This window comes from Kosakonia sp. S42 (assembly GCF_016624785.1).
Lineage (GTDB): Bacteria > Pseudomonadota > Gammaproteobacteria > Enterobacterales > Enterobacteriaceae > Kosakonia > Kosakonia cowanii.
Genome location: NZ_JACVTW010000016.1, coordinates 26133 through 50838, shown reverse-complemented (window position 1 = coordinate 50838; position 24706 = coordinate 26133). Strand labels below are relative to the sequence as shown.

Here is a 24706-nt window from a genome sequence, read left to right as displayed (position 1 = left end):
GTCGCGTAGTCATCAGGAATTGAACAAAACGCCGGTGGCGCTTCGCGTACCAGGGTCCGGTTTGCGTGGGCGTATTCGCGCCGCGCCCGCCACCAAAACCCTGGTATTTTATACAGAACAATGGGTGATTATATCAGCGTAGTGAGGGATGCCAACCGCGAAATTTCCATATGCGGCAACAGGCGGCTGTCGCTGGCTTGCAGCAGATCTGCGCCCTCGGGTTTGATCCAGCAGGCCTGCATGCCGCAGCGGATCGCGCCCGCAACGTCGGTGGTGAGATCGTCACCAACGTGCAAAATGTTGCCAATGGGCACGCCAAGACGCTCAGCGGCGCGGTGATACATATCGCTGAAGGGTTTTGAGCGCCCGTCCGGTCCGGCACGCAGTACAAATTTAAAATAATCGCCGAGCCCGAACAGCTCCGGCTGCGCATTACCGTTAGTGATCGCCACCAGCGGCCACTTTTCTGCCAGCTTCGCCAGCGTGTCGTGGGTCTCGTCCGGGACATCAATGCGGCTGCGCCAGTGCGCAAAGTTGGCCATGGCGGCTTCGGCACCGGCCGCGGCCTCTGCTGCCGTCAGCCCGGCATCGAGCATAGCGCGCTCAACGGCGCGTCGCCGCCACTCGGTGACATCGTGGTAGATATCCGGCTCGGTTTCGCGCAGCGCCTGGCGCAGGCGCTTGAATTCGCTGTTCTCCAGCGTGCTGAGCGCCGGGTGGTAGCCCTGCAAAAAGGCCAGCGACTCCTGCTCTGTACGCTGGATCACCAGCCGGTTGTCATAAAGGGTGTCGTCCAGGTCGAAAGTGATCGCCGAGATCTCGCCTGGTGGGCGGTAAAAACGCATTATTTCCCCCGTTTTGCGCGCGGATGCGCCGCATCGTAGACCGAAGCAAGGTGTTGAAAATCAAGATGGGTATAGATCTGGGTGGTGGATAAATTGGCGTGGCCGAGCAGCTCCTGCACGCCGCGCAGATCGCCGCTCGACTCCAGCATATGGGTGGCAAACGAGTGGCGCAGTTTATGCGGATGCACATGGCTGTTCAGCCCCTGCTTAATGCCCCATTCGGCAAACCGTTTCTGCACATTGCGCGCCGAGATGCGCTTGCCAAGCTTTGAGAGGAACAGCGCATCGTCCTGCGCGCCAAACAGCTCGCGCAGATCGAGCCAGTGCTCAACCCAGCTCACCGCATTGCGGCCTATCGGCACGCGGCGCTCTTTGCTGCCTTTTCCGAGCACCCACACTTCGCCGCTCTCCAGATCGAGGTGTTTGATATCGAGATTGACCAGTTCCGACAGACGCAGGCCCGCGCCGTACATCACTTCCAGCATCGCGCGGTCGCGCACCGCCAGCGGATCGTTAATGTCGATCTCCAGCAGGCGGTTTACATCATCGACATCGATATTTTTCGGCAGATGGCGCGCGGCTTTCGGCGCCGAGATCCCTTTCGCCGGGTTGGCGGGCAGCTCGCCCTGGCTCACCAGCCAGTCAAAGAAGCTGCGCAGGGCGGAGAGCCGTAGCGCGAGACTCGCCGCACCCAGCCCTTTGCGGCGGCTGCGGGTGGCAATCGAGCGCACCGTGGCAGCATCGCACTGTTGCCAGCTTTTAAGGCCGAGATCGTCCGCCATCGCCATTATGGCGTCCAGCTGGCGCTGATAGTTGCGCAGGGTGATCGGGCTGAGCTGGCGCTCAACGCCGAGGTAACGCAAAAAGCGGGTAACGAGCGGGAAGAGCGGCGAAGCGGTCATGCGCGCGCGATCCAGCGCTCAAGCAGATCCGGCAGCATCTGCGCGATCTCCTCCAGCAGCTGGGTACCCTGACCATGTTGATAATGGTGCGGATCGCGGCTGCTGAACAGTACCACGCCGAGCGAGCCATCTTGCCCCATCAGCGACATCGCCACTGAACCGATGGCTTTCGCTTCCGGCAACAGCAGCAACAGCTCCGGCCCGTTGAGCGATCCCAGATAGTGATGCTGGTGACCAAGCCGCTGAATGCGCAGTGGCTCAAACGCCTGACGCGACAGGGAAAGATGGGTGTAGCGCGACGGCGCGCCGAGACGCCAGCGATCCGGAAAGAGGCGCACCGTGGCGCCTGCCAGCCCTAAATCACGCGCCCAGCGGTGCAGGCGGTTCAGCATCTCATCAAGGCTTGGCGCGGAAGCCAGCCGGCTTTGCAGACGCAGCAGGCGATAAAAGAGCCCTTCATTGGCGCTCGCCTGCTCCATCAACAGCGTCATGTTCTCTTCCAGCGCGTTGATGTGGTTGCGCGAGCGCGCCATATGCCACTCCACCAGAGAAACCGTGTCGCGCACCGCATGCGGCACGCGCATCTGTTCCACCAGCCGCGCGTTACGGATAAAGAAGTCAGGATGGCGCACCAAATAGTCGGCAACGGTCTGATCTTCCAGCTCCGTCAGCGTCTCCTGCAATTCTTCCCCTGGTTGCTTCATAGATGAATAAACCCGTCATAGACATGTGCCGCCGGGCCAGTCATGTACAGCGGTTGGCCCGGGCCTTTCCAGGCGATATCAAGTCGACCGCCCGGTAACTCCACGCGAACGCTTTCCGCCAGCAAGCCTTGCTGAATGCCGACGGCAACGGCTGCGCAGGCACCGCTTCCGCACGCCTGCGTTTCACCTGCGCCGCGCTCGAAAACGCGCAGGCGGATATGATCGGTTTTGACGACCTGCATAAAGCCGATATTGGCGCGCTCAGGAAAGCGCTCATGGCTCTCCAGCACCGGTCCCAGCGTCTCTACCGGTGCGTTTTCCACGCTATCGACCTGAATAACACAGTGCGGGTTGCCCATCGATACGACGCCGCAGAGCACGGTTTGTTCCGCCGCGCGCATAATATAGGTCTTCTCAGCTTTGTTCGCGCGAAACGGCACCTGCGACGGTTCGAAGTTCGGTTCGCCCATATTGACGCGCACCAGTTCATCTTCCGTTACGCTCAATACCATACGCCCGTTCGCTGTACTGACGCGAATGTCACGTTTATTGGTCAAACCTTTCAGACGCACAAAACGGGCGAAACAGCGCGCGCCGTTGCCGCACTGCGACACTTCGCTGCCGTCAGCGTTAAAAATACGGTAGTGAAAATCGAGCTCAGGATCGTAAGGAGGCTCAACCACCAGCAGTTGATCGAAGCCTACGCCAAGATGGCGATCCGCCAGACGACGGATCAACTCCGGGGAGAAAAAGAGGTTCTGCGTCACCGCGTCGACGACCATAAAATCGTTGCCAAGGCCATGCATCTTTGAGAACTGCATTATCTACTCCATTTACGCGGGTACAGAGCGGTAACGTCAATAATTCACCTGGGTCGGCGAGCCGGTATCGCCCCGATCGTTACTATCCGGAATAGTAGGCTGGATCGTGCTCTCCTGCGTTTTGGTTGGCGGCGGCGCGGTTTTATCGGCCGGAGGGAAGTAGAGCGGCCCTTTCAGACCACAGCCCGTCAGGCTGAACAGAGTCAGCACTACGGCCAGCGTGCGAAACAGATCTTTCATTATCGTTGCCTGTGAGTTCATTCTTACTGCGCTCTATCATCGCAGGAGAAGACACAAAAGCAAGAGTTTGCACGTTTAGGGCAACGGGAAATGTTTCGCGTTATACTGCGGCCATCATAAAAAACAGGAAAGCAGAATGAACGATTCAGAATTTCATCGCCTCGCCGACGGCCTGTGGCTCACCATCGAAGAACGCCTGGATGAGTGGGACGGCGATAGCGATATCGACTGTGAAATCAACGGCGGCGTATTAACCCTCAGCTTTGAGAACGGCAGTAAAATCATCATTAACCGTCAGGAGCCGCTGCACCAGGTGTGGCTGGCGACAAAACAGGGCGGTTACCATTTCAATCTCAAAGGGGATGAGTGGGTCTGCGATCGCAGCGGCGAAACCTTCTGGGATCTGCTGGAGCAGGCGGCAAGCCAGCAAGCAGGCGAAAGCGTCACTTTCCGCTAAGACGCACTGCCCGGGAGACCGGGCAGCACTATCAGGAGAAGTACTGCTGCAACAGCGGTGCGGCGTTATCCTGATTGGCCGGCGATGCGGTGCTGATCGCCTGGTTGCGGAACGGGATCACCTGCGCGCGCCCTTCAACATTCACAATCTGGTAAAACTGCGGCAGGTTGAAGTTGATAAAGCTCGAGCCGTAGGTAAAACGATCGTGGGAGGAGGAGAAGAAGCGGCTTACGTCACGCACCAGCTCCTCTTTGCTGCCTTCGCAGTGGTGATACACTTCGGCGCGGTTGCTCTCATCCAGAATATAGATGTTAAAGCCCTCTTCCCCCGCCTCTTCAAAGAAGAACTGAATAATCCCTTCGCTGGCAAAGCCATCCACCACCGCCGGTAATTCAACGTGGTTGGTCTCCACCTGCACCGACAAACCATGCAGCTTGTTATGAGAGATAGCGCCGTAAAACTCAATGGCGTTTTCCAGCTTCTGCACCGAAACGTTCACGCGCTCGAAGAACAAGCCCCAGGTTTGCCCCGCCACGCGCAGCGCTTTAAAGCGACCGGTTTCGTGACGTGTCGTCGAGAGGCGCAGTTCGATACATTCAGAGACCAGCTGCTGCACGCGGGTGCGAATCAGGCCACGCAGATGCTGGCTGTAACAGAAGACTTCGACGCTGTCCGGCGGCGCGGCATCCTGGTGCATTTTGCCGAGGATGGTTTTCAGCGCTTCAATCATCGCCTGCTCGCCGTTGAAGTGCAGGGTACGCACTTCGTTCCACGAGTTGCGATAGAGCAGATCGACGCTGCCAACGAGGCAGTTTTGCTGCTCGCCGAAGCTGAAGACATCAAGCTTGCGGAAATCAAAGTGCACCACCTGGTTACGGAACGCCGCGGTCGGGTCGTACTCCAGGTTGACGATAATCGCCAGATGACGGATTTCGCACGGGCTGTAGAGCGCTTTCGGCGTCGGCGCAGGCAGGCGCAGCGGGAAGTGGTGCGAGACATCAGCAACCATCTCCTGCAGCTTCGGCAGATCGACAATGCCGTTGCCCTTAATAAACAGGCGCGTACGCGACGTCAGCAAGCCGTTAAACCATGCCCAGGCGACCAGCTTGTTCAGGTAACGGTTATACTCCAGCGGCTGATGGCTGACGATGGAGTCCATATTCGGCGCACGGTTGTAGAGATACCAACCGGTACGGTTGGCGCGGCCCGGCGGCACATGAATAAAGGTTAAGTTCGGTTCGGAGAGATCCGGTGAAATCTGCGGGTTCACCAGCGTCACTTTGCCCGGTAGCGCTTCAAACGCCGCGTAGAGTTTACGGGTTAAGACCCCGATATCCTGCGGGCTGGCGGAGACGCTCAGGTTATTACGGCGGGCAAAGCGGATCAGGTTACGGTAGCTCTGCATCATCGCATCAAGCAGCTCATTGTGCGCTTCGCGCACCTGATCGATTTTCCAGTTAGCGCGGTTATCGAGCATTGCGAGGCGCGCTTCGTCCCAGCCCCACTCTTTCACTAACTGCGTGATCACTTCGCGACGCCAGCCGACGCAGGCGCGTTCGCGGCTCAGCTTTTCACACACTTTTAAATAGAAACATCGACGTACCAGGTCAAGACGCGTCGGATCCTCAATCGCTTCCAGATAGTGGGTGACGCGCTCAAGCATCATGCAGTAGTGATCGAGACCGAAGGAGACGATCTCGCCGTCGTGCAGGCGCTGTTTAATATCTTTCGCCAGCAGGCGGGTATTCGGATATTCCCAGGAGTAGGCTTCGAGCAGCAGGGTTTTCAGCACCGCTTTATAGGGCGAGTCGATGCTCTTATAGAGCTGCCACAGGCTGGCACCGAAATACTCTTCCGCCGAGAGCGAGCTTAAGCCGCCCAGATCGAGCCACTCGTTCGGGGTCAGAACGCCCTGCGCGTAGAGCGTCATGACGTAATCGTCGTAATTCTCCTCTTCATCGCCCGGCACCATATTCCAAAGAATACGTTTACCTGCCAGGCGCACGGCGGTGCGGTAGAACTCATCGAGCAGTAAAATGTGCTGCGTTGAGCCGCAATCTTCGCCGCCGAGGCTGCCGCTTTCATTATGGCGGAAGCGGTTCTCATCAATCAGGAAGAAGCTCACTTCCACGCCAAGGGAAGCCGCCCAGCTCTCCAGCAGGCTGCATTTACGCTGTAACAGCTGGCGCTCGTCATTATCGAGCCAGGATTGGTGACAGACCCAGATATCAAGATCGGAAGAGCAGCTCTGCCCAACCGAAGAGGTGCTGCCCATGGAGTAGACGCCGGTGATCGGCAGTTCGCCGGTCGGCGCATCCTGCGCAGGCAGGCCACGGTTCAGCTCAAGTTCGTTCAGGTAGTGGAGTTGGTTTTCATCAGGCGTGTAGAGGCAAATGCCATTGGGAACGTTACCGTCAAGGTAGCCAGGCATCAGCGGATGGTGATAGTGCAGTAATGTCGGCAGCAGACTGTAAACCTGCTGAAAAGCAGGGCCCATGGCAGCAAGCGCGCGATCCACACGCAGTTGATTAATGGCATCCAGTCGCTGTTTCAGCGTCTCAATATAGAGGTACAAGACATATCGCCTGATGTTTTATACACACCTTCATGCTGATGTTTTGTAGGCCGCAGCTTGAAAAGGGGTGCGTAGACAGAAAATCCAAAAGTAGCCGTTGCCCTTTTTTCGTCGTTATCGTTATGGGAGGACAGACGAAAAAATGGTCTAAAACGTGATCAATCTAACACCTTGCTCATTGACCGTAAAGAAAGATGCGCTACAAACCAGTTTAGCATTAAACGCACTCTGTAAATTCCGAATTACATCCCGCGCTGCGCCTGTTGCGCGGCGCGAGACCCGCAATCGACCGTGAACACTGACACCCTAATGCAACAGTGTTAGGATGGTCAACGGACGAAATTGACGGTATCAAGCATGGTAGACAATGTTTTAAGAATTGCCACACGGCAAAGCCCGCTTGCGCTCTGGCAGGCACATTATGTAAAAGCGCGCCTTGAAGCGAGCCATCCGGGGTTAGCCGTTGAGCTGGTGCCGATGGTCACGCGCGGCGATGTGATCCTCGATACGCCGCTGGCGAAAGTGGGTGGCAAAGGCCTGTTCGTCAAAGAGCTTGAACGGGCGCTGCTCGACAACCACGCCGACATCGCCGTGCACTCAATGAAAGATGTCCCGGTCGACTTTCCCGATGGACTCGGTCTGGTGACGATTTGCGAACGCGACGATCCGCGCGACGCCTTTGTCTCTAATCGTTATAAGTCTCTGGACGAACTGCCCGCAGGCAGTATTGTCGGCACCTCAAGTTTACGTCGCCAGTGTCAGCTGGCTGCGCTGCGCCCCGATCTGGTGATCCGCTCGCTGCGCGGCAACGTTGGCACCCGCCTGAGCAAGCTCGATAACGGCGAATACGATGCGATTATCCTCGCCGTCGCCGGTCTTAACCGCCTTGGTCTTAGCGATCGCGTACGCTGGGCGCTGCCGCCGGAAATCTCACTCCCGGCCGTCGGCCAGGGCGCGGTAGGCGTTGAGTGCCGTCTTGACGATGCGCGCACCCGCGCGCTGCTGCAACCGCTGAATCATGATGAGACCGCAATCCGCGTTAAAGCCGAGCGGGCGATGAACACCCGTCTTGAAGGCGGCTGCCAGGTGCCAATCGGCAGCTATGCTGAATTGATTAAGGGCGAACTCTGGTTGCGCGGGCTGGTTGGCGCGCCGGATGGTTCGACGATGATACGCGGCGAGCGTCGCGGCCAACCGGAAGATGCGCTAAAGATGGGCATCTCGCTGGCCGAAGAGCTGCTGGATAACGGCGCGCGCGCCATTCTTGCTGATATTTACAACGGAGAAGCCCCCGCATGAGTATCCTGGTCACCCGTCCCTCTCCCTCCGGGGAAGAGTTAGTGAGCCGACTGCGCACACTGGGTTTGGTGGCCTGGAGCTTTCCGTTGATTGAATTCACGCCGGGTCGTGAGCTGCCTTTATTACCCGGTAAGCTTGCCAGGCTCGGCGCGAATGACCTCGCGTTTGTGCTGTCGCAGCACGCTGTCTCCTTCGCGCATGCCCATTTGCAGCAAGCTGGCCTCTCCTTCCCGAAGGAACCGGCCTGGTTTGCCATTGGGCGAACCACCGCACTCGCGCTGCATACGGTAAGCGGTATCGATGTACGCTACCCTCACGACCGGGAAATCAGCGAAGTGTTGCTACAATTACCTGAATTGCAAGATGTTCAGGGCAAGCATGCGCTAATCTTACGGGGCAATGGCGGACGCGAGCTGTTGGCGGAAACGTTAACTGAGCGCGGCGCGAATGTTGAATTTTGCGAGTGTTATCAACGCAGTGCAAAATTTTATGACGGTGCAGAAGAAGCGATGCGCTGGCATACGCGGGGCGTCTCAACGCTGGTGGTCACCAGCGGCGAAATGCTGCAGCAACTTTTTTCACTTATTCCTCCCTGGTATCGGGAGAACTGGTTACTTCGCTGCCGCCTGGTGGTGGTAAGCGAACGTCTGGCGAACCTTGCCCGGGAACTGGGCTGGCAAGAGATTCAGGTCGCTGACAATGCCGACAACGATGCGCTGCTTCGCGCATTACAATAACTCTCATAATGGGAAGCCATAATGACGGAACACGAAAACTCCTCCGCCGTGGTTGAAGAGACCAAAGCGGCTGACGGCGTAACGCCGCTGCCGGAGAAAGCAGAGAAGAAGAGACGCGCTAACAGGACCAGCCTCGCGCTAAGCGCGATCGCCATCGCTATTGCGCTGGCATCGGGCGCCGGGCTTTATGGCTGGGTGAAGCATCAAAATAAAACCCTGCAAACCAGCAATGGCGAAATCGCCGACCAGCTGATCGCGCTACAACAGACGCAGGATAAGCAGCGTACTGAGCTGGAAGGGGTGATTAAACAGCAGGCTGATGCGCTGGCGGCAGAAAAACGCCAAAGCGAAGCGCTGGCGAAGCAGCTTGATGAAGTTCAGCAGAAAGTCGCGACCATCTCCGGCTCCGATGCCAAAACCTGGCAGCTGGCGCAGGCTGATTTCCTCGTCAAACTGGCGGGCCGTAAGCTGTGGAGCGATCAGGATGTCACCACCGCGGCCGCGCTGCTGAAAAGCGCTGACGCAAGTCTTGCGGATATGAACGATCCGAGCCTGATTACTGCGCGTCGTGCCATCACCGACGATATCGCCAGCCTCTCATCTGTGACCCAGGTCGATTATGACGGGGCCATTCTCAAGCTGAACCAGCTCTCCAACCAGATCGATAACCTGCGACTCGCCGACAATAACGACGATGATTCGCCGATGGATTCCGACAGCGGCGAGCTCTCAAGCTCCATCAGCGAGTGGCGCGTTAACCTGCAAAAAAGCTGGCGCAACTTTATGGACAGCTTTATTACCATTCGCCGCCGCGATGAGACCGCCGTACCGCTGTTAGCGCCGAATCAGGATGTCTATCTGCGTGAGAACATCCGCTCGCGCCTGCTGGTCGCGGCGCAGGCCGTTCCGCGTCATCAGGAAGAGACCTATAAACAGGCGCTGGATAACGTGTCGACGTGGGTTCGCGCCTACTACGATACGGACGATGCGGCCACCAAAGCGTTTCTCGAAGAGGTGGATAAGCTCGGTCAGCAATCTATCGCCATGGAGCTGCCTGAATCGCTCCAGAGCCAGCCGATTCTGGAAAAATTGATGCAGACCCGCGTGCGCAACCTGCTCGCGCAGCCCGCTGTGCCGTCTGAACAGGCGCCCGCAGCGCCCGCCGATGCAGCGCAGGGAGAATAATTATGCTGAAAGTATTATTGCTCTTTGCACTGCTTCTCGCCGGGATCGTGCTGGGCCCGATGCTCGCCGGGCATCAGGGTTATGTGCTGATCCAGACGGATAACTACAACATTGAAACCAGCGTCACGGGTCTGGCGATCATGCTGGTGCTGACGCTGGTGGTCTTCTTTGCCCTGGAGTGGCTGCTGCGTCGGATCTTCCGTACCGGCGCGCATACTCGCGGCTGGTTTATGGGCCGTAAGCGCCGTCGCGCACGCAAACAGACAGAACAGGCGTTGCTGAAGCTGGCGGAAGGCGATTATCAGCAGGTTGAGAAGCTGATGTCGAAAAATGCCGATCACGCGGAACAACCGCTGGTTAACTATCTGCTGGCAGCGGAAGCCGCCCAGCAGCGAGGCGATGAAATGCGCGCTAACCAGCACCTCCAGCGTGCTGCCGAACTGGCAGAGAATGACCCGATTCCGGTCGAGATCACCCGCGTTCGTCTGCAACTGGCGCGCAATGAGAACCATGCTGCGCGTCACGGCGTCGATAAACTGCTGGAGATCGCACCGCGCCATCCGGAAGTGCTGCGTCTGACGGAACAGGCCTATATTCGCACCGGTGCGTGGACGTCGCTGCTCGATATCATTCCTTCGATGGCGAAAGCTAACGTTGGCGATGAAGAGCACCGCGACATGCTGCAGCAACAGGCGTGGATCGGCATTATGGATCAGGCGCGTGCCGATCAGGGCAGCGATGGTCTGAAGGGCTGGTGGAAGAATCAGAGCCGTAAAACGCGTCATCAGGTGGCGCTGCAGGTGGCAATGGCGGAGCACTTAATTGAGTGTGACGATCATGACACCGCGCAGGAGATCATTCTCGACGGCCTGAAGCGGCAGTATGACGATCGTCTGGTGCTGGTGATCCCGCGTCTGAAGACCAATAACCCGGAACAGGTTGAAAAAGTGCTGCGCCAGCAGATCAAAACGCAGGGCGATCGCCCGCTGCTGTGGAGCACGCTCGGTCAGTCGCTGATGAAACATGGTGAGTGGCAGGAAGCGACGATTGCATTCCGCGCTGCGCTGAAACAGCGCCCGGATGCGTTTGATTACGCCTGGCTCGCAGACTGTCTCGACCGCCTGCGCCAGCCTGAAGAGGCCGCAACAATGCGTCGCGATGGCCTGCTGTTAACGCTGCAGAACAATCCGCCCGCTTAAGCCCTTCCCTTCGCGTTACAGTGTTTATCTGTGGCGCGAAGCCTCTCTTTCTCCCGCCATAAAAAAACGCCTGTCAGCATACACTGACAGGCGTTAAAACAGGTCTTTGACAACTAATGGGTGCTTCACTCAACGTTATGCCCATGGTGTTTGATGAGGCCGAAGCGACATCTCTCGGTGGACGATAAGCACCATAAAACGGCTCTGCGTCATTCCTGGGTTTATGAGGCCAGAAGGCGAACATAAGAGATGGAATGAGCATCTACCCCTGTATTATTGCACATAGCGTGCCAACCCTGCATTAAGAAATGTTACATCACGCAACCTTTTAAGAAACCTCTATATTCAGGCTGCTGGCGGGCAGTGAGCGCCTTCACACGCTTCTGTGCAGACACAATGTGTCGCTATGGGACGACATATCTACGCCATTTTGGGTAAAGGGTTTTTAATCAACAGGTTACATGTAGCTGATAGGCGACAGCGCCTGATAAGAATGTCGCTGAAGAGCAACAGGGAGAAAATGAGGAAAACCTGAACCGCAGAAAACAAAAAACCCCGCTTACGCGGGGTTCAAAATTGGTCGGCGAGAGAGGATTCGAACCTCCGACCCACTGGTCCCAAACCAGTTGCGCTACCAAGCTGCGCTACTCGCCGTTTTTACTGCTTTTTGACTTTTTTGTTCAATCAAAGTTGTGGTGCGAGGGGGGGGACTTGAACCCCCACGTCCGTAAGGACACTAACACCTGAAGCTAGCGCGTCTACCAATTCCGCCACCTTCGCATCGCCACGAAACTTTTTACTGCTAAATAATGGGGTGGCTAATGGGACTCGAACCCACGACAACTGGAATCACAATCCAGGGCTCTACCAACTGAGCTATAGCCACCACTGTAAATCTGTTCACGCGGTATCGTGATAATTCACGAACCACCGCAGCTCAAGCGCCGGGTTAAAATGGCGCGCCCGACAGGATTCGAACCTGAGACCTCTGCCTCCGGAGGGCAGCGCTCTATCCAGCTGAGCTACGGGCGCGTAGCGCCGTTGCGGGGGTGGATAGTACGGACTTCGGGGGCAGCTGTCTAGTGCTTTTTTGAAGAAAAATGCGCGTTTGGTTATGCTTTGCGCACTTTGTCTCTTATTCACCCATCCGAGGCGTTGCCGCACGGCGATCGAAGCCAAATAGCTTATATACCAGCGTTACGGCTGCCAGGAAGATCACGCCGACAAACAGCGACATACGGGTGTCTTCATTGAATCCCATGCCAATCAGTACGCAGACGAGGAAGGCCATGGTGAGCCAGTTCGCCCACGGGAACAGCATCGAGCGGAACGGATGGCTGGCAATCGCCTCTTTGTGAACCTTGCGAAAACGCAGCTGGCTAATCAGGATCACGAACCACGGCACCATGCCCGGCAACACGCTGGCGCTATAGACATAGACAAACACGCGCTGCGGGTTAGGAATGATGTAGTTCAGGCATGAACCGATGAGCAGGATGATAATCGAGATAGTCACGCCCACCGCCGGTACGCCGTTTTTCGAGACTTTGGCAACCGCTGCCGGTAACTGGCGGTTCTTCGCCAGTGCATAGAGCATACGGCCACAGCTGTACATGCCGCTGTTACAGCCGGAGAGCGCCGCCGTCAGCACAACAAAGTTGATAATACCTGCCGCCGCGGTAATACCGATTTTCGCGAAGGTCAGGACGAACGGGCTGCCGTTGGTACCAATTTCATTCCACGGGAAGATAGTGACGATAACGAAGATTGCGCCAACATAGAAAATCAGGATGCGCCACAGCACCTTGCTTACCGCACTGCGCAGCGTCACCTGCGGGTTTTTCGCTTCACCCGCGGTAATACCAATCAGCTCAACGCCCTGATACGAGGCGACAACAATACAGAGCGCGGTGAGGAACCCTTTCCAGCCGCCGGCGAAGAAGCCGCCATGCTCGGTGAGATTGCTAAAGCCGATGGAGTGACCGCCATTGCCAAAGCCGAAGAAAATCACGCCCAGGCCCACGATGATCATCACAATGATGGTGGTGACTTTGATCATCGCAAACCAGAACTCAATCTCGCCATACAGGCGCACCGCCGCAAGGTTCGCCAGCGCCACCAGCCCAACGGCAATCAGTGCCGGTATCCACTGGGCGAGATCCGGGAACCAGAACTGGACATAGACGCCAATGGCGGTGATTTCCGAAATCCCTACCGCCATCCACATAAACCAGTAGGACCAGGCGGTGAGATAACCAAAGAAGGGGCTCATGTAACGATGAGCGTAGACCGCGAACGATCCGGCGACCGGCTCGAGGAAAAGCATTTCGCCCATCGAACGCATAATAAAGAAGACGAAAAGCCCGGCGATAATATAGGCCAGCAGAACTGACGGGCCAGCCCACTTCAGGGTGCTGGCGGCGCCCATAAACAGGCCAACGCCGATGGTGCCGCCAAGGGCAATTAATTCAATGTGACGAGACTCCAGCCCACGCTGAAGTTCGGGTTGTTTTTCGGCCATAAATCCTCTGTTGTATTTGCTTCATGCTTCGCCCGCGTCGCGGGTTATTGTTATGAGTTTCCCTCATCTCCTAACAGGCCATGCTGCTCCGCCCCGCGAGAGGGAGGACGCAAAATGAGCGCGGCGCTGCAGTGAGAGAGCGAATGGTTTCTTAAATCGACGGAAATGGCAAACGATGTGTATAAAAAATCCTGGTGGCGCGCAATAAAAGAGCAGCCAGAGGAGAAAAGGCAGCGCATTGCGCCGCCGGAGGGGGTCAGAGTTTTCCGCTGTAGTGCCAGCGTAAATAGCGTAGCAGACGGAGCTGGCGCTTCAGCCGTGAAGGCTGCGATAACAGGCGGTATAGCCACTCAAGGCCGAGGTTCTGCCAGAATTTAGGCGCACGCTTAACATGTCCGGTAAAGACATCGTAGGTTCCGCCAACGCCCATATAGAGCGCATCCGGGTAAACGAGGCGGCAGTCACGCATAAAAATCTCCTGCCGCGGCGAGCCCATCGCCACGGTGACGATCTTCGCCCCGCTGTCGCGAATGGCTGCAAACAGCGCCTCGCGCTGCTCGGGTTTGAAGTAGCCATCCTGGCAACCCACAACATTCACCTGCCACTGGTCACGCAGTTTCTGCACGGTTTGCGCCAGTACATCCGGCTTACCGCCCACCAGGAAGACCGGCGTGCCCGTCTCCCCTGCCCGCGCCATTAACGCTTCCCACAAATCGGCACCCGCCACGCGTGAGACCTGCGCCTGCGGAAACTTTTTGCGTATTGAGCGCACAACGCTGATGCCATCGGCGTATTTAAACTCCGCCGCCTCAATCAGCGCGCGAACCTCGGCATCATCTTCCAGCGTCAGCATTTTTTCGGCATTGATTGCCACCAGCGTGCCCTGCTCTACGCGCCCGTCACCGAAGAGATGATCCAGCGCGTGGGGCATATCGCGCCAGCCAATCAACTTCAGGCCGCGCAGGTCATACAGCGGTGCCGCCGTCTTATCCGTCATGTTTGATCCTTTTACAACTGGGAGAGCGGTTTGACCGCGCGCGCACCGCGACGCTGTATCAACCCGGCGCTATCGAATAACCAGTACAACAGTTTCGCCGCCAGCAGGCAGAAAGCGAAAACGGCGAGGAAAAAGACCACACGAGAGGCGAACGCATCCAGCCCTTCACGCGCCAGCACAATCATGTTGAAGATCGCCCCGAAGCAGAAGCTGTGCAGGATCGCCGCCTTGTAGCGGTTCGTTTCCCGGTTGCCCAGGGCATAAACCCAGTCGAACCATTTGATGATAAGCCCTACTGCTGCCGCGCCCAGTGGAATAAACCACGCGCCGCCCATCACCACTAAGGAGCCAATCAGCGTTGGCGAAATCGCCAGCCCTGAGTGGTTATTCAGCACTTCCCAGGTAAAGTAATTCGCGGTGTTAAGCACAACACCCGGGCGCGATGGCCACAGCCAGGTGGGGATAAAGACGTAAAAGTCGCGCACAATTGGCGCCAGCCCCTGAAACTCAATCTTGTCGTAGTTTTGCAGCAGCAGGGCGAGGTTTTCCCACGGCGAGAAGGTATCGCGCGTCAGGTAGAGGAAGGTGTAAAACGCTTCATCACCGCGCACATCCAGCCCGTAGCGTTTCAGCGCCAGCCAGAACATGCCAACAATGCCGAGCACGCCCGCCGCCGCCAGCATCCACAACGAGATCCAGCCGCGAATAATGCCGATAAACAGGAAGATGGCGAAGGCAATGATGATATTGGCGCGCGTACCGCCAACAATCATGTAGGTCAGCAGGCCAAACGCCACGGTGCTGACCAAAAAGAAGAGCCAGGTCTGGGCATTCTGGCGCAGGAAGTAGACCACCAGCATCGCCGGAATAAAGAAATAGAAGAAGCGCTTCAGCGCTACACCGGAGACTTCGCTGGAGAAAATCTGGCTATAGGAGTGCAGACGGAAGAGTAAAAACCCGTTGTGCATAAAGAAGATGCCAACGCTCACCAGTGCGATGACCATCAGGATCACCCATGTCAGATGCGCCTCTACCCGGTTAATGGTAAAGAGCGGACGCCGCGGCGTCAGCGACGACGAGGCGCGCAGCCGCGTTTTATAGGTCACATAGTAGATGCCATAGAAGCAGGCCGCCGCCAGCAGCGTCTGCATCAGGATATCGGGCGGCGCAACGCCAACATTGAAGCGGAACACCAGCACGCTGGTCAGCGGAAAACCGAAGAAGAAGGTCAGCAAAAAGAGCAGCGAGAAGAAGACGTTAAAGTTAAAACGTACGCGGCGAAATTCGAACCAGGTGAGCGTGCCGATAAACAGCGTCGCCAGCAACCAGATAACAAACAGTCCGCAAAATTCGAGTGGGCTCATCCGTTGATCCCCGCAGCGTTAAGGAGCGCTTTGTGCCACAGCGTTTCGTAATGTGGGCTGAAAAAGGCGATGGCGTTTTTATCCACCGCTAACAGCTGGCGGCGGGCCTCACGAATTACCGCCTCATCCAGCGCATCGCCGGTAAAGAGAACGGGAATACCCTCCGCCACCATATCGCGCCAGAAGGGGTTTTCACGGTTCAGCACGCAAGGTACGCCCGCCTGGATCAGCAGACACATCGTGCCGATCCCCTGCTGGCGGGCAAAAATGAAATAGCCCAGATCGCACTGCGCGAGCAGCCCGAGATAGGCATCAAAATCCATTTTCTCATCGAGGATGCGCAGGTTGTCAGCGCTAAAAAGCGCCAGCCCGGCGTGGCGCACCGACGCGATATAAGCGTCGTTATTCGCCGGGTAGCCCATCGGCACAATGATATTGACCGTATCGCCAAACTGACGGTGGATCGTCTGCAGGGCGGCAATATGCTCATTACTCGCATCGCCGGAGTTGCCGACCAGAATCGTCAGCTTGCCCGTCTGCGGGCGTTCATCCGCCATGTTGTTCAGCGCCGGATCCATACGTGTTGGGAAGTAGAGCAGTTCACCAGGCACTTTAGGGTTACGTTCGGCAAACCACGCCAGATCGCCCCGAGTCGCAAAGATACGCCCTACGCGACGCTGCGCTAAACGGCGCAGCGGATAAAAGAGACGGAATTTCAGGCTGCGGGAGACTTCATACAGATCGGCGCCCCAGGCGTGCCAGTAGAACTGCTCGCGCTTGATAGCGCCTTGCAGCAGCGCCAGCCAGAGATCGAAATTGAACTGGCCGTGGAAGAAGAAGCGCTGCTGACGTTGCGCTTTCGCCCGCGCGATGACCGCTTTTGCCAGACTCTTTTTGTCGGGATAAAAATGCAGCGTCAGCGCGGGATAGAGCGTCCGCTGCGACTCGTCGCGCCCGACAACCATAAACTCGCGGGCATACTCTCCCGATGCCGCAAGATGGTCGTTAAAGAAGCGCAGCACAGTTTGGTTATGGTGTGGGATATCCGATCCCAGTATGTGAATCAGTGCAGTCATGCCTTTTTACGCCAAATCAAAAAAACGCCGCAACAAACAGCGAAATAGATAATGTAGGTGGCCATATAGGCCTGCGCCGCGCCCGCCGCGCCATGCGCCGGAATAAGCCAGCGCGCGAAGAGCGTCAGCAGCGCAAACTGGCTTATTTCAGCCAGAATATAGAATCGAAGCGAGGCCTTCGCGATGACTAAATAGCCAAAGACGTAAGCCCCCACTTTCAATACATCCCCGACCAGCTGCCAGGCGAAGAGATCGCGCATGGCGATAAACTTCTCGGAAAAGAGCAGCCAGATTGCTACATCGCGCAGCAGCCAGACGCCGAGGCTCACCGCCGCCACGGCGGGAAGCACAAAGCGCAGTGACCTGCCGATTTCACGCGAGATCTCCTGCTTTGTCACCAGCCGCGACAACGTCGGTAACAGATAGACGCTAAACGAGGCGGTAATAAACTGCAGGTAAGCATCCGATATCGTGCTTACCCCCTGCCAGATCCCCACGTCATCCCAGCTGTAGTGGGCAGCAAGTTGGTTTCGCATCATCACGTAAGCCAACGGCATCGTAAATGAGGTGATGAGCGCCATCAGGGTAAATTTACCCAGCTGACCTGCCAGCACACGATCCCACTGCGGCCTAAAGAAACGCAGCGGTATCGCTTTGCTTCTCAGCAGCATCGCCATCGCCGGGATCACCACCAGCGCAGGCACCAGCGCCAGCCCCAGCAGCGCACCCTGATAGCCGCCAATGCGGTAACAGAGATACCAGGCCAGCACGCCAATGAGGCTACCGATAATCAGCGACAGCGCATTCCCCGCCGCATCGCGGAACCCTTTCATTACCGCCAGCAGCAGGTTGGCCCAGGCGATGCCCATCTGTACCAGCGCGACTAAGCGCACAAGCCCCTGATAGTGGGTATGACCAAACAGCCCCTGGCTGATGGGCGCGGCAGCGAGCAGGAACAGCAGCGCCAGCAGGGTTGAGAAGCCGAGCACCATCGCCGAGGAGGTACCGACAACCACGCGCAGACGCGCGGGATCGTCATGAGACTGCGCCACAAACTTAGTGACGCCATTAAAAATCCCCGCGCCCGCCAGCACGCCAAGCACGGTTATCAGCTGGCGAAAGTTACCCGCCTGTCCGACGCCGGATGGCCCGAACGCCATCGCCAGCAGTTTAACCACCAGCAGACCCGCGCCGATTTTGACCAGCGTGCTTGCGGCAGTCCAGAGCGATGCTTTTGCCAGTGACATATCAGCTGAAGTAGCTCAGAAGCGTGCTGATCACCGTCCGCTGATTGACCGACGCCAGGTTGTAGAAGAGCGGCAGGCGAAGCAACCGCTCACTCTCTTGCGTGGTATAGCGGTCTTCGCCGTGGAAGGTGCCGAACTTCTCGCCGGCCGGCGAGGCGTGCAGCGGGATATAGTGGAACACCGCCATAATCTCCGCTTCCTTCAGGAAGGCAATCAGCTTGCTGCGATCCGCTTCGTCGCGCAGCTTAATGTAAAACATGTGCGCGTTGTGGCTGCACTCTGCCGGAATCGAGGGCAACTCAATGCGCCCGGATTTTGCCAGCGGGGAGAGCGCATCATAGTAGTTTTGCCACAAGGCCAGCCGCTGCTGGTTAATGCGATCGGCCGACTCCAGCTGCGCCCACAGGTAGGCGGCCTGCAAATCGGCCATCAAATAGCTGGAGCCGATATCACGCCAGGTGTATTTATCAACCTGCCCACGGAAGAACTGGCTGCGATTGGTGCCCTTTTCGCGAATCACCTCTGCGCGTTCAACCAGCGCGCGATCGTTAATCAGCGTCGCGCCGCCTTCACCGCCCGCGGTGTAGTTTTTGGTTTCGTGAAAACTGAAGCAGCCAATATGGCCGATGGTGCCTAATGCCCGTCCTTTGTAGGTCGACATCACGCCCTGCGCGGCATCTTCCACCACGAACAGCTTATGCTTTTGCGCGATCGCCATGATGGTGTCCATTTCACAGGCAACGCCCGCGTAATGCACCGGCACAATCGCGCGCGTCTTATCGGTGATCGCCGCTTCAATCCGCGTCTCATCGATGTTCATCGTATCCGGACGGATATCAACGAAGACGATCTTCGCTCCACGCAGCACAAAGGCGTTCGCGGTGGAGACGAAGGTGTAGCTCGGCATGATCACTTCATCGCCAGGCTGGATATCCAGCAGCAGCGCGGCCATCTCCAGCGATGCGGTGCATGAAGGCGTCAGCAGGACTTTGGCGCTGCGAAAACGCTGCTCCATCCACTGCTGGCAGCGGCGGGTAAAACCGCCGTCGCCGCATAATTTCCCGCTGCCCATTGCCGACTGCATGTAGTCAATTTCCGTTCCTACTACTGGTGGTGCATTGAAAGGGATCATAGCGTTACCTGTATAGCCATAAGGCGGTGCTTTCTACGTTCGCGCCGCTCTGAATATATCGTTTAAGTGCGGCAGTATTCCCAAGCTGGGTCGCCACACGCACGTGCGTTAACTGCCGCGCTCGCGCCCACTGGCACGCCACCTGCATCAATTTCTCGCCCATACCGCGTCCGCCCAGCAGGCCAATACGCGCCTCGTGCTCATTAAGCTGGCGAAGGGAGACAAAACCGCTGATGGCATCCTCCTGCGCGCGGAAAATCAGACACTGGTGATCGAAAAGGCCCTTTACCGCATTTTCAATCCACTGCGCGTAGAAACGACCGCTCGCCTCAGGCGCATACCAGGGCGCGCGAAAGCGGCTCTGGACAAACATCTCTGCCGCCATCTGGCGTAGCGCCGGAATATCGCTTTCACCTGCCACAGTGGCGACCGGATCGACACCCTGCGCGGCAACCGGCAATCGCAAATCGATCTCACCTTCGACCAGTTGAAAACCCAACTGCTGCAGGGCATCAAGCTGATGGGTTTGCGCGGCGGGCAATTTCACCTGCAGGCGTTCCCACTGTGCAAAATCTGCGCCAGTAAGCGCGGGTGCGGAAGGATTCAGACGAATAATCGCGCTGCGCAGACCAAAAAAAGCGCTTTCCCATACCAGCTCATCTATCGTGCCATGCACCGCCATGCTAAATCCTTAGCGCCAGACGCCTTTGGTATCGACGATCCACGGCTGCGAAATGGTGGCGGCATCGACCGCTTTAAACTGCTTATGGTCGACCAGCATCACCAGCACATCGGCCTGCGCCAGCGCATCCTGGGTGTTGACCAGCGTGCTGTGCCCGGCCATTTTCTCCGGCAGCATGTGGATATTCGGTTCGACGACCAGCGTCTGGCCGCTGTGCCACTGGGCGATGTCATGCGCGATCTCCATCGCCGGGCTTTCACGCAGATCGTCAATGTTCGGTTTAAACGCCAGCCCGAAGCAGGCAATTTTAACCTCGCTGGCGCGCTTGCCGCTCGCAGTGAGGCAATCGGCGACGGTGGCTTTCACCTGGTTCAGCACCCAGTGCGGTTTGTGATCGTTCACTTCACGCGCGGTACGGATAAGCCTTGCCTGATCGGGGTTCTGCGCCACGATAAACCATGGGTCGACCGCGATACAGTGGCCGCCGACGCCTGGACCGGGCTGCAGAATATTGACGCGCGGATGGCGATTCGCCAGGCGGATCAGCTCCCAGACGTTGATCCCCTGATCGGCGCAAATCAGCGACAGTTCGTTGGCAAAAGCGATGTTAACGTCGCGGAAGCTGTTTTCTGTCAGCTTGCACATCTCGGCGGTGCGGGCGTTAGTGACCACACACTCGCCTTCAAGGAAGATTTTATAAAGCTCGCTGGCGCGGGCAGAACACTTAGGTGTCATACCGCCAATCACGCGGTCATTTTTAATCAGTTCTACCATTACCTGGCCCGGCAGCACGCGCTCCGGGCAGTAGGCGATATTCACGTCCGCCTGCTCGCCAGCCTGCTGAGGGAAGGTGAGATCCGGGCGCGCCTCGGCGAGCCACTCTGCCATCTGCTCCGTCGCACCAACCGGTGAGGTGGATTCGAGGATCACCAGCGCGCCTTTATGCAGCACGGGGGCAATGGATTTTGCAGCCGCTTCAACATAGGCCATATCCGGCTCGTAATCGCCCTTAAACGGTGTTGGCACCGCAATCAGGTAGGCGTCTGCCGCAACAGGCGTGGTGCTGGCGCGCAGGTAACCGCCCTCCACCGCCGCTTTTACTACGCTATCCAGTTCCGGCTCAACGATGTGGATCTCGCCACGGTTAATGGTCTCCACGGCACGCGCGTTGATGTCCACCCCTACGACCTGCTTCTGCCGGGAGGCAAAAGCCGCTGCGGTAGGCAGGCCAATGTAGCCGAGGCCAATCACGGAAATGGTTGTAAAGCTCATAGTGTTACCTGATTGTGTTTAAGTGCGTGCAAAATTCGGCCACAAGCCTGCCCATCCCCGTAAGGGTTGTGCGCGCGGCTCATGGTCTGCCATGCTTCATTGTCATTAAGCAGGAGCGTGACCTCATCGACGATGCGCTGGCGATCGGTGCCCACCAGTTTTACGGTTCCGGCATCGACGGCCTCTGGCCGCTCGGTCGTGTCACGCATCACCAGCACCGGTTTACCCAGTGAAGGCGCCTCCTCCTGAATGCCGCCGGAGTCCGTCAGGATCAGCCAGGCGTGGTTCATCAACCACATGAAGGGTAAATAATCCTGCGGCTCAATCAAAAAAACGTTCTCAACCGGCCCGAGAATGCGGTTTACCGGCTCGCTGACATTAGGATTGAGGTGCACGGGATAGACAATCTGGACATCATCATGCCGGGCAGCGATATCCGCCAGCGCGTGACAAATCTGTTCGAAGCCCTGGCCGAAGCTCTCCCGGCGGTGGCCGGTAACCAGCACCAGCTTTTTCTTTGCATCAAGGAAAGGGTAGCGGGCTGCCAGCGCCTCATATTGCGCGGGGTTGTTCATCACGCTATCGCGTACCCAGAAGAGCGCATCAATTACCGTATTGCCGGTAACAAAAATGCGCTCATCGGCGACGTTTTCCCGGCGTAAATTCTGCCGGGAGTTCTCCGTCGGCGCGAAGTGGTACATCGCCAGATGACCTGTCAGCGTGCGGTTAGCCTCTTCCGGCCAGGGAGATGAGAGATCGCCGGTACGCAGGCCTGCCTCCACATGCCCTACGGGTATGCGTTGATAAAATGCGGCGAGGCTTGCAGCAATGGTGGTAGTGGTGTCGCCGTGAACCAGCACGACATCCGGGCGGAACGCTTCAAGAATGGGTTTTAATCCCTGCAAAATACCGCAGGTAATTTCGGTTAGCCCCTGCCCGGGACGCATAATATTTAGATCGTAATCCGGGACGATAGAGAAGAGGTTCAGCACCTGATCGAGCATCTCCCGATGCTGTGCAGTGACGCAAACTCTTGCCTCAAAGTCAGGATCCTTTGCCAGCGCATGAACCAGCGGTGCCATTTTGATGGCTTCTGGTCGCGTGCCGAATACGGTCAGTACTTTCACAACGATTCTCTTTAATTAGAGGATGGAGGCATAGCGCCTCCATCTCAGACGGCGTTTAGTTCGAACGGCGACGTGCTAACGCCACCCCAGCTCCGGTTAACGCACCGACAATTCCCCACATAATCATCAGGAAAGCACGACGCGGGCTGTCGCGTTTCACCGGCTCTTCCGGTGTACGCAGATATCGATAGGTCTGAAAACGCGGATCCAGCGTTGGGCCGACGTTGAGGGTATTCAACATCGCCCGATTTTGATCATAGTCCAGATCGTATTGCGGCCCTACCGCCTGCAGGTTTTCCAGACGTGCCTGCAGCATCGGGCGACCAAGCATAAAGAGTTCGGAATCCGGCAACTCATCCGTCGGAATATCGGTCACATTGCGCGAGATATTGTTTTGCTCAGCGATTTTAAGCGCCTGCTCAACGTTGTGGACACGTCGGTTATAGATAGCTTTGGCGACCTCTTCCTGACGTTTCACCTGCGCTTTCATCTGAATAGTACGTGCCGCCCATGCGCCTTTCAGTTCATCGTTCAGATGGCTGGCGGCGCGCTGGCTGGCGAAAGCAATATATTGACGCAGCAGATTGTTCGCGTCCGGCGCGGTTTCGGCGATCAGTTTGACGTTGTCATTCTGGTTACGCACGACATCACCTGGCGTGTACTGGATATTATTGATGAGGTCGTCGAGCATCGCGGCATCCGCTTTGCTGTTGCCAACACGACGCTGCTTGTAATAGTCGGTTTGCGACCAGAAATCGCGACGCGTATCCCATGCTGCAAGCTGCATGATGAACTCTTTATACGCTTCATCCATGACAGAAACCTGATCGGCGGGCGCAAGGTTCGCCTTTACGTCCAGGTTGCGCAAAAATTGCTGCTGGGAGTAGTAACCGCCAAGCATATTGACGGTCGGTCGGTCGGTAACAGCGGTCGCCCCCCACTCCTGGGGAGCGAAAAAGGTCCAGACTAGCGCCAGCAACGAGAAGAGCAGCGCTACGCCAGCAATCCAAAATTTTCCTGCCCACAAAGTACGAAACAAACCCCGAATATCCAGTTCATTTTCCGTAAACGCTGAAGGTGTTTCCGACGCTTGTTGAATCATCGCTTTCCCGATTTTACTTGGTTAGTGTTGATTTTTGACCTCTGCTACGGCGCATTCTGCGTTTTACCCGTTTGATAAAACGCGCCACTTTCCATGCACGCTTAATACAGTAGCCATACAGAAAGAATGCTAGCAAGAATAATGCCAACATTACCCACTCAGGGACCAAATGAAGGTATTCCGCAACGACGCCTATCGTTGCGAGCAGCGCAGCGGCAAGCGTAATAAGAACGAATGCCTGACGAGAGGTAAAACCTGCGCGCATGATCAGATGGTGAATATGCTGGCGATCGGGAGAGAAAGGACTCATACCTTTTCGCAGGCGACGGTACATAATCGCTACCATATCCATCAGCGGAATGGCGATTATCCACAGCGCCGTCACCGGGCTAATGGGGTGAGTTTTGCCCTGCGTGGTTTCCAGTAAAATCCAAATCACGGTAAAGCCGATGAGCGTACTCCCGGCGTCACCCATGAAGACTTTGTAGCGGCGCCCAAGCACGCCCAGGTTGAGCAGAATGTAGGGCAAAATCGCGGCAATCATGGCGAAGCACCACAGCGCGAGGCTTGATTGACCATCGAACCACAGAATGAAGCCAATCGCGGCAAACGACACACAGGAGAGCCCGCCAAGCAAACCGTCGATACCGTCGACCATATTAAAGGCGTTGATCGCGGCCCACACGGCAAAGAGCGTCAGCAGGTAACCGAACGGGCCGAGAACCATCTCCCATGAACCGAAGATGTAACCAAGGCTGCTAAGGTAGAGTTTACCGACCACCATCATTACGACGGCGACCAGGGCCTGAACAGAAGCACGGAATTTAACGCTGATATCGAAGCGATCGTCCAGCGCGCCAATTAAAACCAGCGCGCCGGCGCAAAGAAGATAGAGAGCGGCGTGAGGAATATAGTAGTTTGTGATCCCAAAGGTAAAGCAGATACCCGCATAGACCGAGATGCCACCAACCAGCGGTATCAATCCCTGGTGGCGCTTACGGAAGTTGGGCTTGTCAACCAGACCGATCCGTTTTGCTACTTTGCGCGCAACAAATAAGAAAAGCATAGTAAACAAAAAAATACTGAATAATTCAGTAAAAGCAGTGAGTAGATTCACAATGCATGCTCTCAGCTAATGTTTATCCTAACAGTATAACGACAGAGCTATGGCCCATAAAAGGAGAAAGCGAGCCTTACGCTGATATTATCTTTTTCTTTTAAA

The 24706-nt window shown here is 56.8% G+C and carries 22 protein-coding genes and 4 tRNA genes; 5 read left to right on the top strand and 21 right to left on the bottom strand.

Annotated elements, in window-relative coordinates; translation table 11 throughout:
- Window positions 1-128 precede the first annotated feature (128 nt).
- The 5 genes from yigB to IAE50_RS17080 are packed head-to-tail and all read right to left on the bottom strand — an operon-like array spanning window position 129 to window position 3512.
- The gene (gene yigB / locus IAE50_RS17100; RefSeq protein WP_094419070.1) at window positions 129-845 is read right to left on the bottom strand and encodes a 5-amino-6-(5-phospho-D-ribitylamino)uracil phosphatase YigB; all 717 of its coding nucleotides are present in this window, start codon (window positions 843-845) and stop codon (window positions 129-131) included.
- Window positions 845-1747 carry a tyrosine recombinase XerC gene (gene xerC, locus IAE50_RS17095; RefSeq protein ID WP_124970845.1) on the bottom strand — a complete coding sequence of 301 codons (903 nt, stop codon included), beginning with the start codon at window positions 1745-1747 and terminating at the stop codon, window positions 845-847. Before xerC ends, yigB begins: the two co-directional genes overlap by 1 nt.
- Window positions 1744-2451 (bottom strand): DUF484 domain-containing protein, encoded by a 708-nt coding sequence (locus tag IAE50_RS17090; protein WP_042714298.1) that lies wholly within the window; start codon window positions 2449-2451, stop codon window positions 1744-1746. The genes xerC and IAE50_RS17090 overlap by 4 nt, the downstream gene beginning before the upstream one ends.
- Window positions 2448-3272 (bottom strand): diaminopimelate epimerase, encoded by an 825-nt coding sequence (gene dapF / locus IAE50_RS17085; protein ID WP_023479551.1) that lies wholly within the window; start codon window positions 3270-3272, stop codon window positions 2448-2450. The genes IAE50_RS17090 and dapF overlap by 4 nt, the downstream gene beginning before the upstream one ends.
- Window positions 3273-3308: 36 nt before the next feature.
- Entirely contained in the window at window positions 3309-3512 is a 204-nt protein-coding gene (locus IAE50_RS17080; protein WP_187800552.1) for a lipoprotein, read from the bottom strand.
- Between the two features lie 136 nt (window positions 3513-3648).
- Between IAE50_RS17080 and cyaY the strand changes: the two genes are divergently transcribed.
- The gene (gene cyaY, locus IAE50_RS17075; RefSeq protein ID WP_023479612.1) at window positions 3649-3969 is read left to right on the top strand and encodes an iron donor protein CyaY; all 321 of its coding nucleotides are present in this window, start codon (window positions 3649-3651) and stop codon (window positions 3967-3969) included.
- Between the two features lie 31 nt (window positions 3970-4000).
- Here the strand turns inward: cyaY and cyaA are convergent, their stop codons facing one another.
- On the bottom strand, window positions 4001-6544 hold the full coding sequence (gene cyaA / locus IAE50_RS17070) for a class I adenylate cyclase (protein ID WP_023479540.1): 2544 nt from the start codon (window positions 6542-6544) through the stop codon (window positions 4001-4003).
- Between the two features lie 357 nt (window positions 6545-6901).
- Between cyaA and hemC the strand changes: the two genes are divergently transcribed.
- Genes hemC through hemY form a run of 4 tightly spaced genes read left to right on the top strand, consistent with a single transcriptional unit; the run spans window position 6902 to window position 10964 of the window.
- Complete coding sequence (hemC, locus tag IAE50_RS17065) at window positions 6902-7843, top strand: hydroxymethylbilane synthase (RefSeq protein ID WP_200580784.1); 942 nt, start codon at window positions 6902-6904, stop codon at window positions 7841-7843.
- Window positions 7840-8580, top strand: a complete 741-nt coding sequence (hemD, locus tag IAE50_RS17060; RefSeq protein WP_200580783.1) for a uroporphyrinogen-III synthase — start codon at window positions 7840-7842, stop codon at window positions 8578-8580. The genes hemC and hemD overlap by 4 nt, the downstream gene beginning before the upstream one ends.
- Window positions 8581-8601: 21 nt before the next feature.
- Window positions 8602-9765: a uroporphyrinogen-III C-methyltransferase gene (gene hemX / locus IAE50_RS17055; protein ID WP_200580782.1), complete on the top strand. Its 1164-nt coding sequence runs from the start codon at window positions 8602-8604 to the stop codon at window positions 9763-9765.
- A 2-nt stretch (window positions 9766-9767) separates the two neighbouring features.
- Window positions 9768-10964, top strand: a complete 1197-nt coding sequence (gene hemY / locus IAE50_RS17050; RefSeq protein ID WP_200580781.1) for a protoheme IX biogenesis protein HemY — start codon at window positions 9768-9770, stop codon at window positions 10962-10964.
- Between the two features lie 577 nt (window positions 10965-11541).
- Here the strand turns inward: hemY and IAE50_RS17045 are convergent.
- The 15 genes from IAE50_RS17045 to wecA form a co-directional block, all read right to left on the bottom strand.
- Window positions 11542-11618 (bottom strand) — tRNA-Pro (locus tag IAE50_RS17045).
- A 39-nt stretch (window positions 11619-11657) separates the two neighbouring features.
- Window positions 11658-11744, bottom strand: a tRNA-Leu gene (locus IAE50_RS17040).
- Window positions 11745-11774: 30 nt separating this feature from the next.
- Window positions 11775-11850 (bottom strand) — tRNA-His (locus tag IAE50_RS17035).
- Window positions 11851-11919: 69 nt separating this feature from the next.
- A tRNA-Arg gene (locus IAE50_RS17030) sits at window positions 11920-11996 on the bottom strand.
- A gap of 103 nt (window positions 11997-12099) precedes the next feature.
- A complete protein-coding gene (locus tag IAE50_RS17025) occupies window positions 12100-13485 on the bottom strand; it encodes an amino acid permease (RefSeq protein ID WP_094419062.1) in 1386 nt (461 codons plus the stop codon).
- Window positions 13486-13741: 256 nt separating this feature from the next.
- Window positions 13742-14482 carry a lipopolysaccharide N-acetylmannosaminouronosyltransferase gene (gene wecG, locus IAE50_RS17020; RefSeq protein ID WP_200580780.1) on the bottom strand — a complete coding sequence of 247 codons (741 nt, stop codon included), beginning with the start codon at window positions 14480-14482 and terminating at the stop codon, window positions 13742-13744.
- Between the two features lie 11 nt (window positions 14483-14493).
- Window positions 14494-15846, bottom strand: coding sequence for an ECA oligosaccharide polymerase (wzyE, locus tag IAE50_RS17015; RefSeq protein ID WP_042714906.1), 1353 nt, complete (start codon window positions 15844-15846; stop codon window positions 14494-14496).
- Window positions 15843-16922, bottom strand: coding sequence for a TDP-N-acetylfucosamine:lipid II N-acetylfucosaminyltransferase (locus IAE50_RS17010; RefSeq protein WP_200580779.1), 1080 nt, complete (start codon window positions 16920-16922; stop codon window positions 15843-15845). The genes wzyE and IAE50_RS17010 overlap by 4 nt, the downstream gene beginning before the upstream one ends.
- Complete coding sequence (wzxE, locus tag IAE50_RS17005) at window positions 16919-18169, bottom strand: lipid III flippase WzxE (RefSeq protein ID WP_076770427.1); 1251 nt, start codon at window positions 18167-18169, stop codon at window positions 16919-16921. Before wzxE ends, IAE50_RS17010 begins: the two co-directional genes overlap by 4 nt.
- A gap of 1 nt (window position 18170) precedes the next feature.
- Entirely contained in the window at window positions 18171-19301 is a 1131-nt protein-coding gene (gene rffA, locus IAE50_RS17000) for a dTDP-4-amino-4,6-dideoxygalactose transaminase (protein WP_094419059.1), read from the bottom strand.
- Between the two features lie 4 nt (window positions 19302-19305).
- Complete coding sequence (rffC, locus tag IAE50_RS16995) at window positions 19306-19983, bottom strand: dTDP-4-amino-4,6-dideoxy-D-galactose acyltransferase (RefSeq protein WP_200580778.1); 678 nt, start codon at window positions 19981-19983, stop codon at window positions 19306-19308.
- A gap of 9 nt (window positions 19984-19992) precedes the next feature.
- Window positions 19993-21255, bottom strand: coding sequence for a UDP-N-acetyl-D-mannosamine dehydrogenase (gene wecC, locus IAE50_RS16990; protein WP_200580777.1), 1263 nt, complete (start codon window positions 21253-21255; stop codon window positions 19993-19995).
- Entirely contained in the window at window positions 21252-22382 is a 1131-nt protein-coding gene (gene wecB, locus IAE50_RS16985; RefSeq protein WP_023479595.1) for a non-hydrolyzing UDP-N-acetylglucosamine 2-epimerase, read from the bottom strand. Before wecB ends, wecC begins: the two co-directional genes overlap by 4 nt.
- 55 nt (window positions 22383-22437) lie before the next feature.
- Window positions 22438-23484: an ECA polysaccharide chain length modulation protein gene (gene wzzE / locus IAE50_RS16980; RefSeq protein WP_094419055.1), complete on the bottom strand. Its 1047-nt coding sequence runs from the start codon at window positions 23482-23484 to the stop codon at window positions 22438-22440.
- Window positions 23485-23497: 13 nt separating this feature from the next.
- Window positions 23498-24601 (bottom strand): UDP-N-acetylglucosamine--undecaprenyl-phosphate N-acetylglucosaminephosphotransferase, encoded by a 1104-nt coding sequence (wecA, locus tag IAE50_RS16975; RefSeq protein WP_200135327.1) that lies wholly within the window; start codon window positions 24599-24601, stop codon window positions 23498-23500.
- Window positions 24602-24706: the final 105 nt, after the last annotated feature.

Excerpts from the sequence above, each read along its gene's own strand:
- yigB (WP_094419070.1), bottom strand. The coding sequence starts at position 845 with ATGCGTTTTTACCGCCCACCAGGCGAGATCTCGGCGATCACTTTCGAC.
- xerC (WP_124970845.1), bottom strand. The coding sequence starts at position 1,747 with ATGACCGCTTCGCCGCTCTTCCCGCTCGTTACCCGCTTTTTGCGTTAC.
- IAE50_RS17090 (WP_042714298.1), bottom strand. The coding sequence starts at position 2,451 with ATGAAGCAACCAGGGGAAGAATTGCAGGAGACGCTGACGGAGCTGGAA.
- dapF (WP_023479551.1), bottom strand. The coding sequence starts at position 3,272 with ATGCAGTTCTCAAAGATGCATGGCCTTGGCAACGATTTTATGGTCGTC.
- IAE50_RS17080 (WP_187800552.1), bottom strand. The coding sequence starts at position 3,512 with ATGAAAGATCTGTTTCGCACGCTGGCCGTAGTGCTGACTCTGTTCAGC.
- cyaY (WP_023479612.1), top strand. The coding sequence starts at position 3,649 with ATGAACGATTCAGAATTTCATCGCCTCGCCGACGGCCTGTGGCTCACC.
- hemC (WP_200580784.1), top strand. The coding sequence starts at position 6,902 with ATGGTAGACAATGTTTTAAGAATTGCCACACGGCAAAGCCCGCTTGCG.
- hemD (WP_200580783.1), top strand. The coding sequence starts at position 7,840 with ATGAGTATCCTGGTCACCCGTCCCTCTCCCTCCGGGGAAGAGTTAGTG.
- hemX (WP_200580782.1), top strand. The coding sequence starts at position 8,602 with ATGACGGAACACGAAAACTCCTCCGCCGTGGTTGAAGAGACCAAAGCG.
- hemY (WP_200580781.1), top strand. The coding sequence starts at position 9,768 with ATGCTGAAAGTATTATTGCTCTTTGCACTGCTTCTCGCCGGGATCGTG.
- IAE50_RS17025 (WP_094419062.1), bottom strand. The coding sequence starts at position 13,485 with ATGGCCGAAAAACAACCCGAACTTCAGCGTGGGCTGGAGTCTCGTCAC.
- wecG (WP_200580780.1), bottom strand. The coding sequence starts at position 14,482 with ATGACGGATAAGACGGCGGCACCGCTGTATGACCTGCGCGGCCTGAAG.
- wzyE (WP_042714906.1), bottom strand. The coding sequence starts at position 15,846 with ATGAGCCCACTCGAATTTTGCGGACTGTTTGTTATCTGGTTGCTGGCG.
- IAE50_RS17010 (WP_200580779.1), bottom strand. The coding sequence starts at position 16,922 with ATGACTGCACTGATTCACATACTGGGATCGGATATCCCACACCATAAC.
- wzxE (WP_076770427.1), bottom strand. The coding sequence starts at position 18,169 with ATGTCACTGGCAAAAGCATCGCTCTGGACTGCCGCAAGCACGCTGGTC.
- rffA (WP_094419059.1), bottom strand. The coding sequence starts at position 19,301 with ATGATCCCTTTCAATGCACCACCAGTAGTAGGAACGGAAATTGACTAC.
- rffC (WP_200580778.1), bottom strand. The coding sequence starts at position 19,983 with ATGGCGGTGCATGGCACGATAGATGAGCTGGTATGGGAAAGCGCTTTT.
- wecC (WP_200580777.1), bottom strand. The coding sequence starts at position 21,255 with ATGAGCTTTACAACCATTTCCGTGATTGGCCTCGGCTACATTGGCCTG.
- wzzE (WP_094419055.1), bottom strand. The coding sequence starts at position 23,484 with ATGATTCAACAAGCGTCGGAAACACCTTCAGCGTTTACGGAAAATGAA.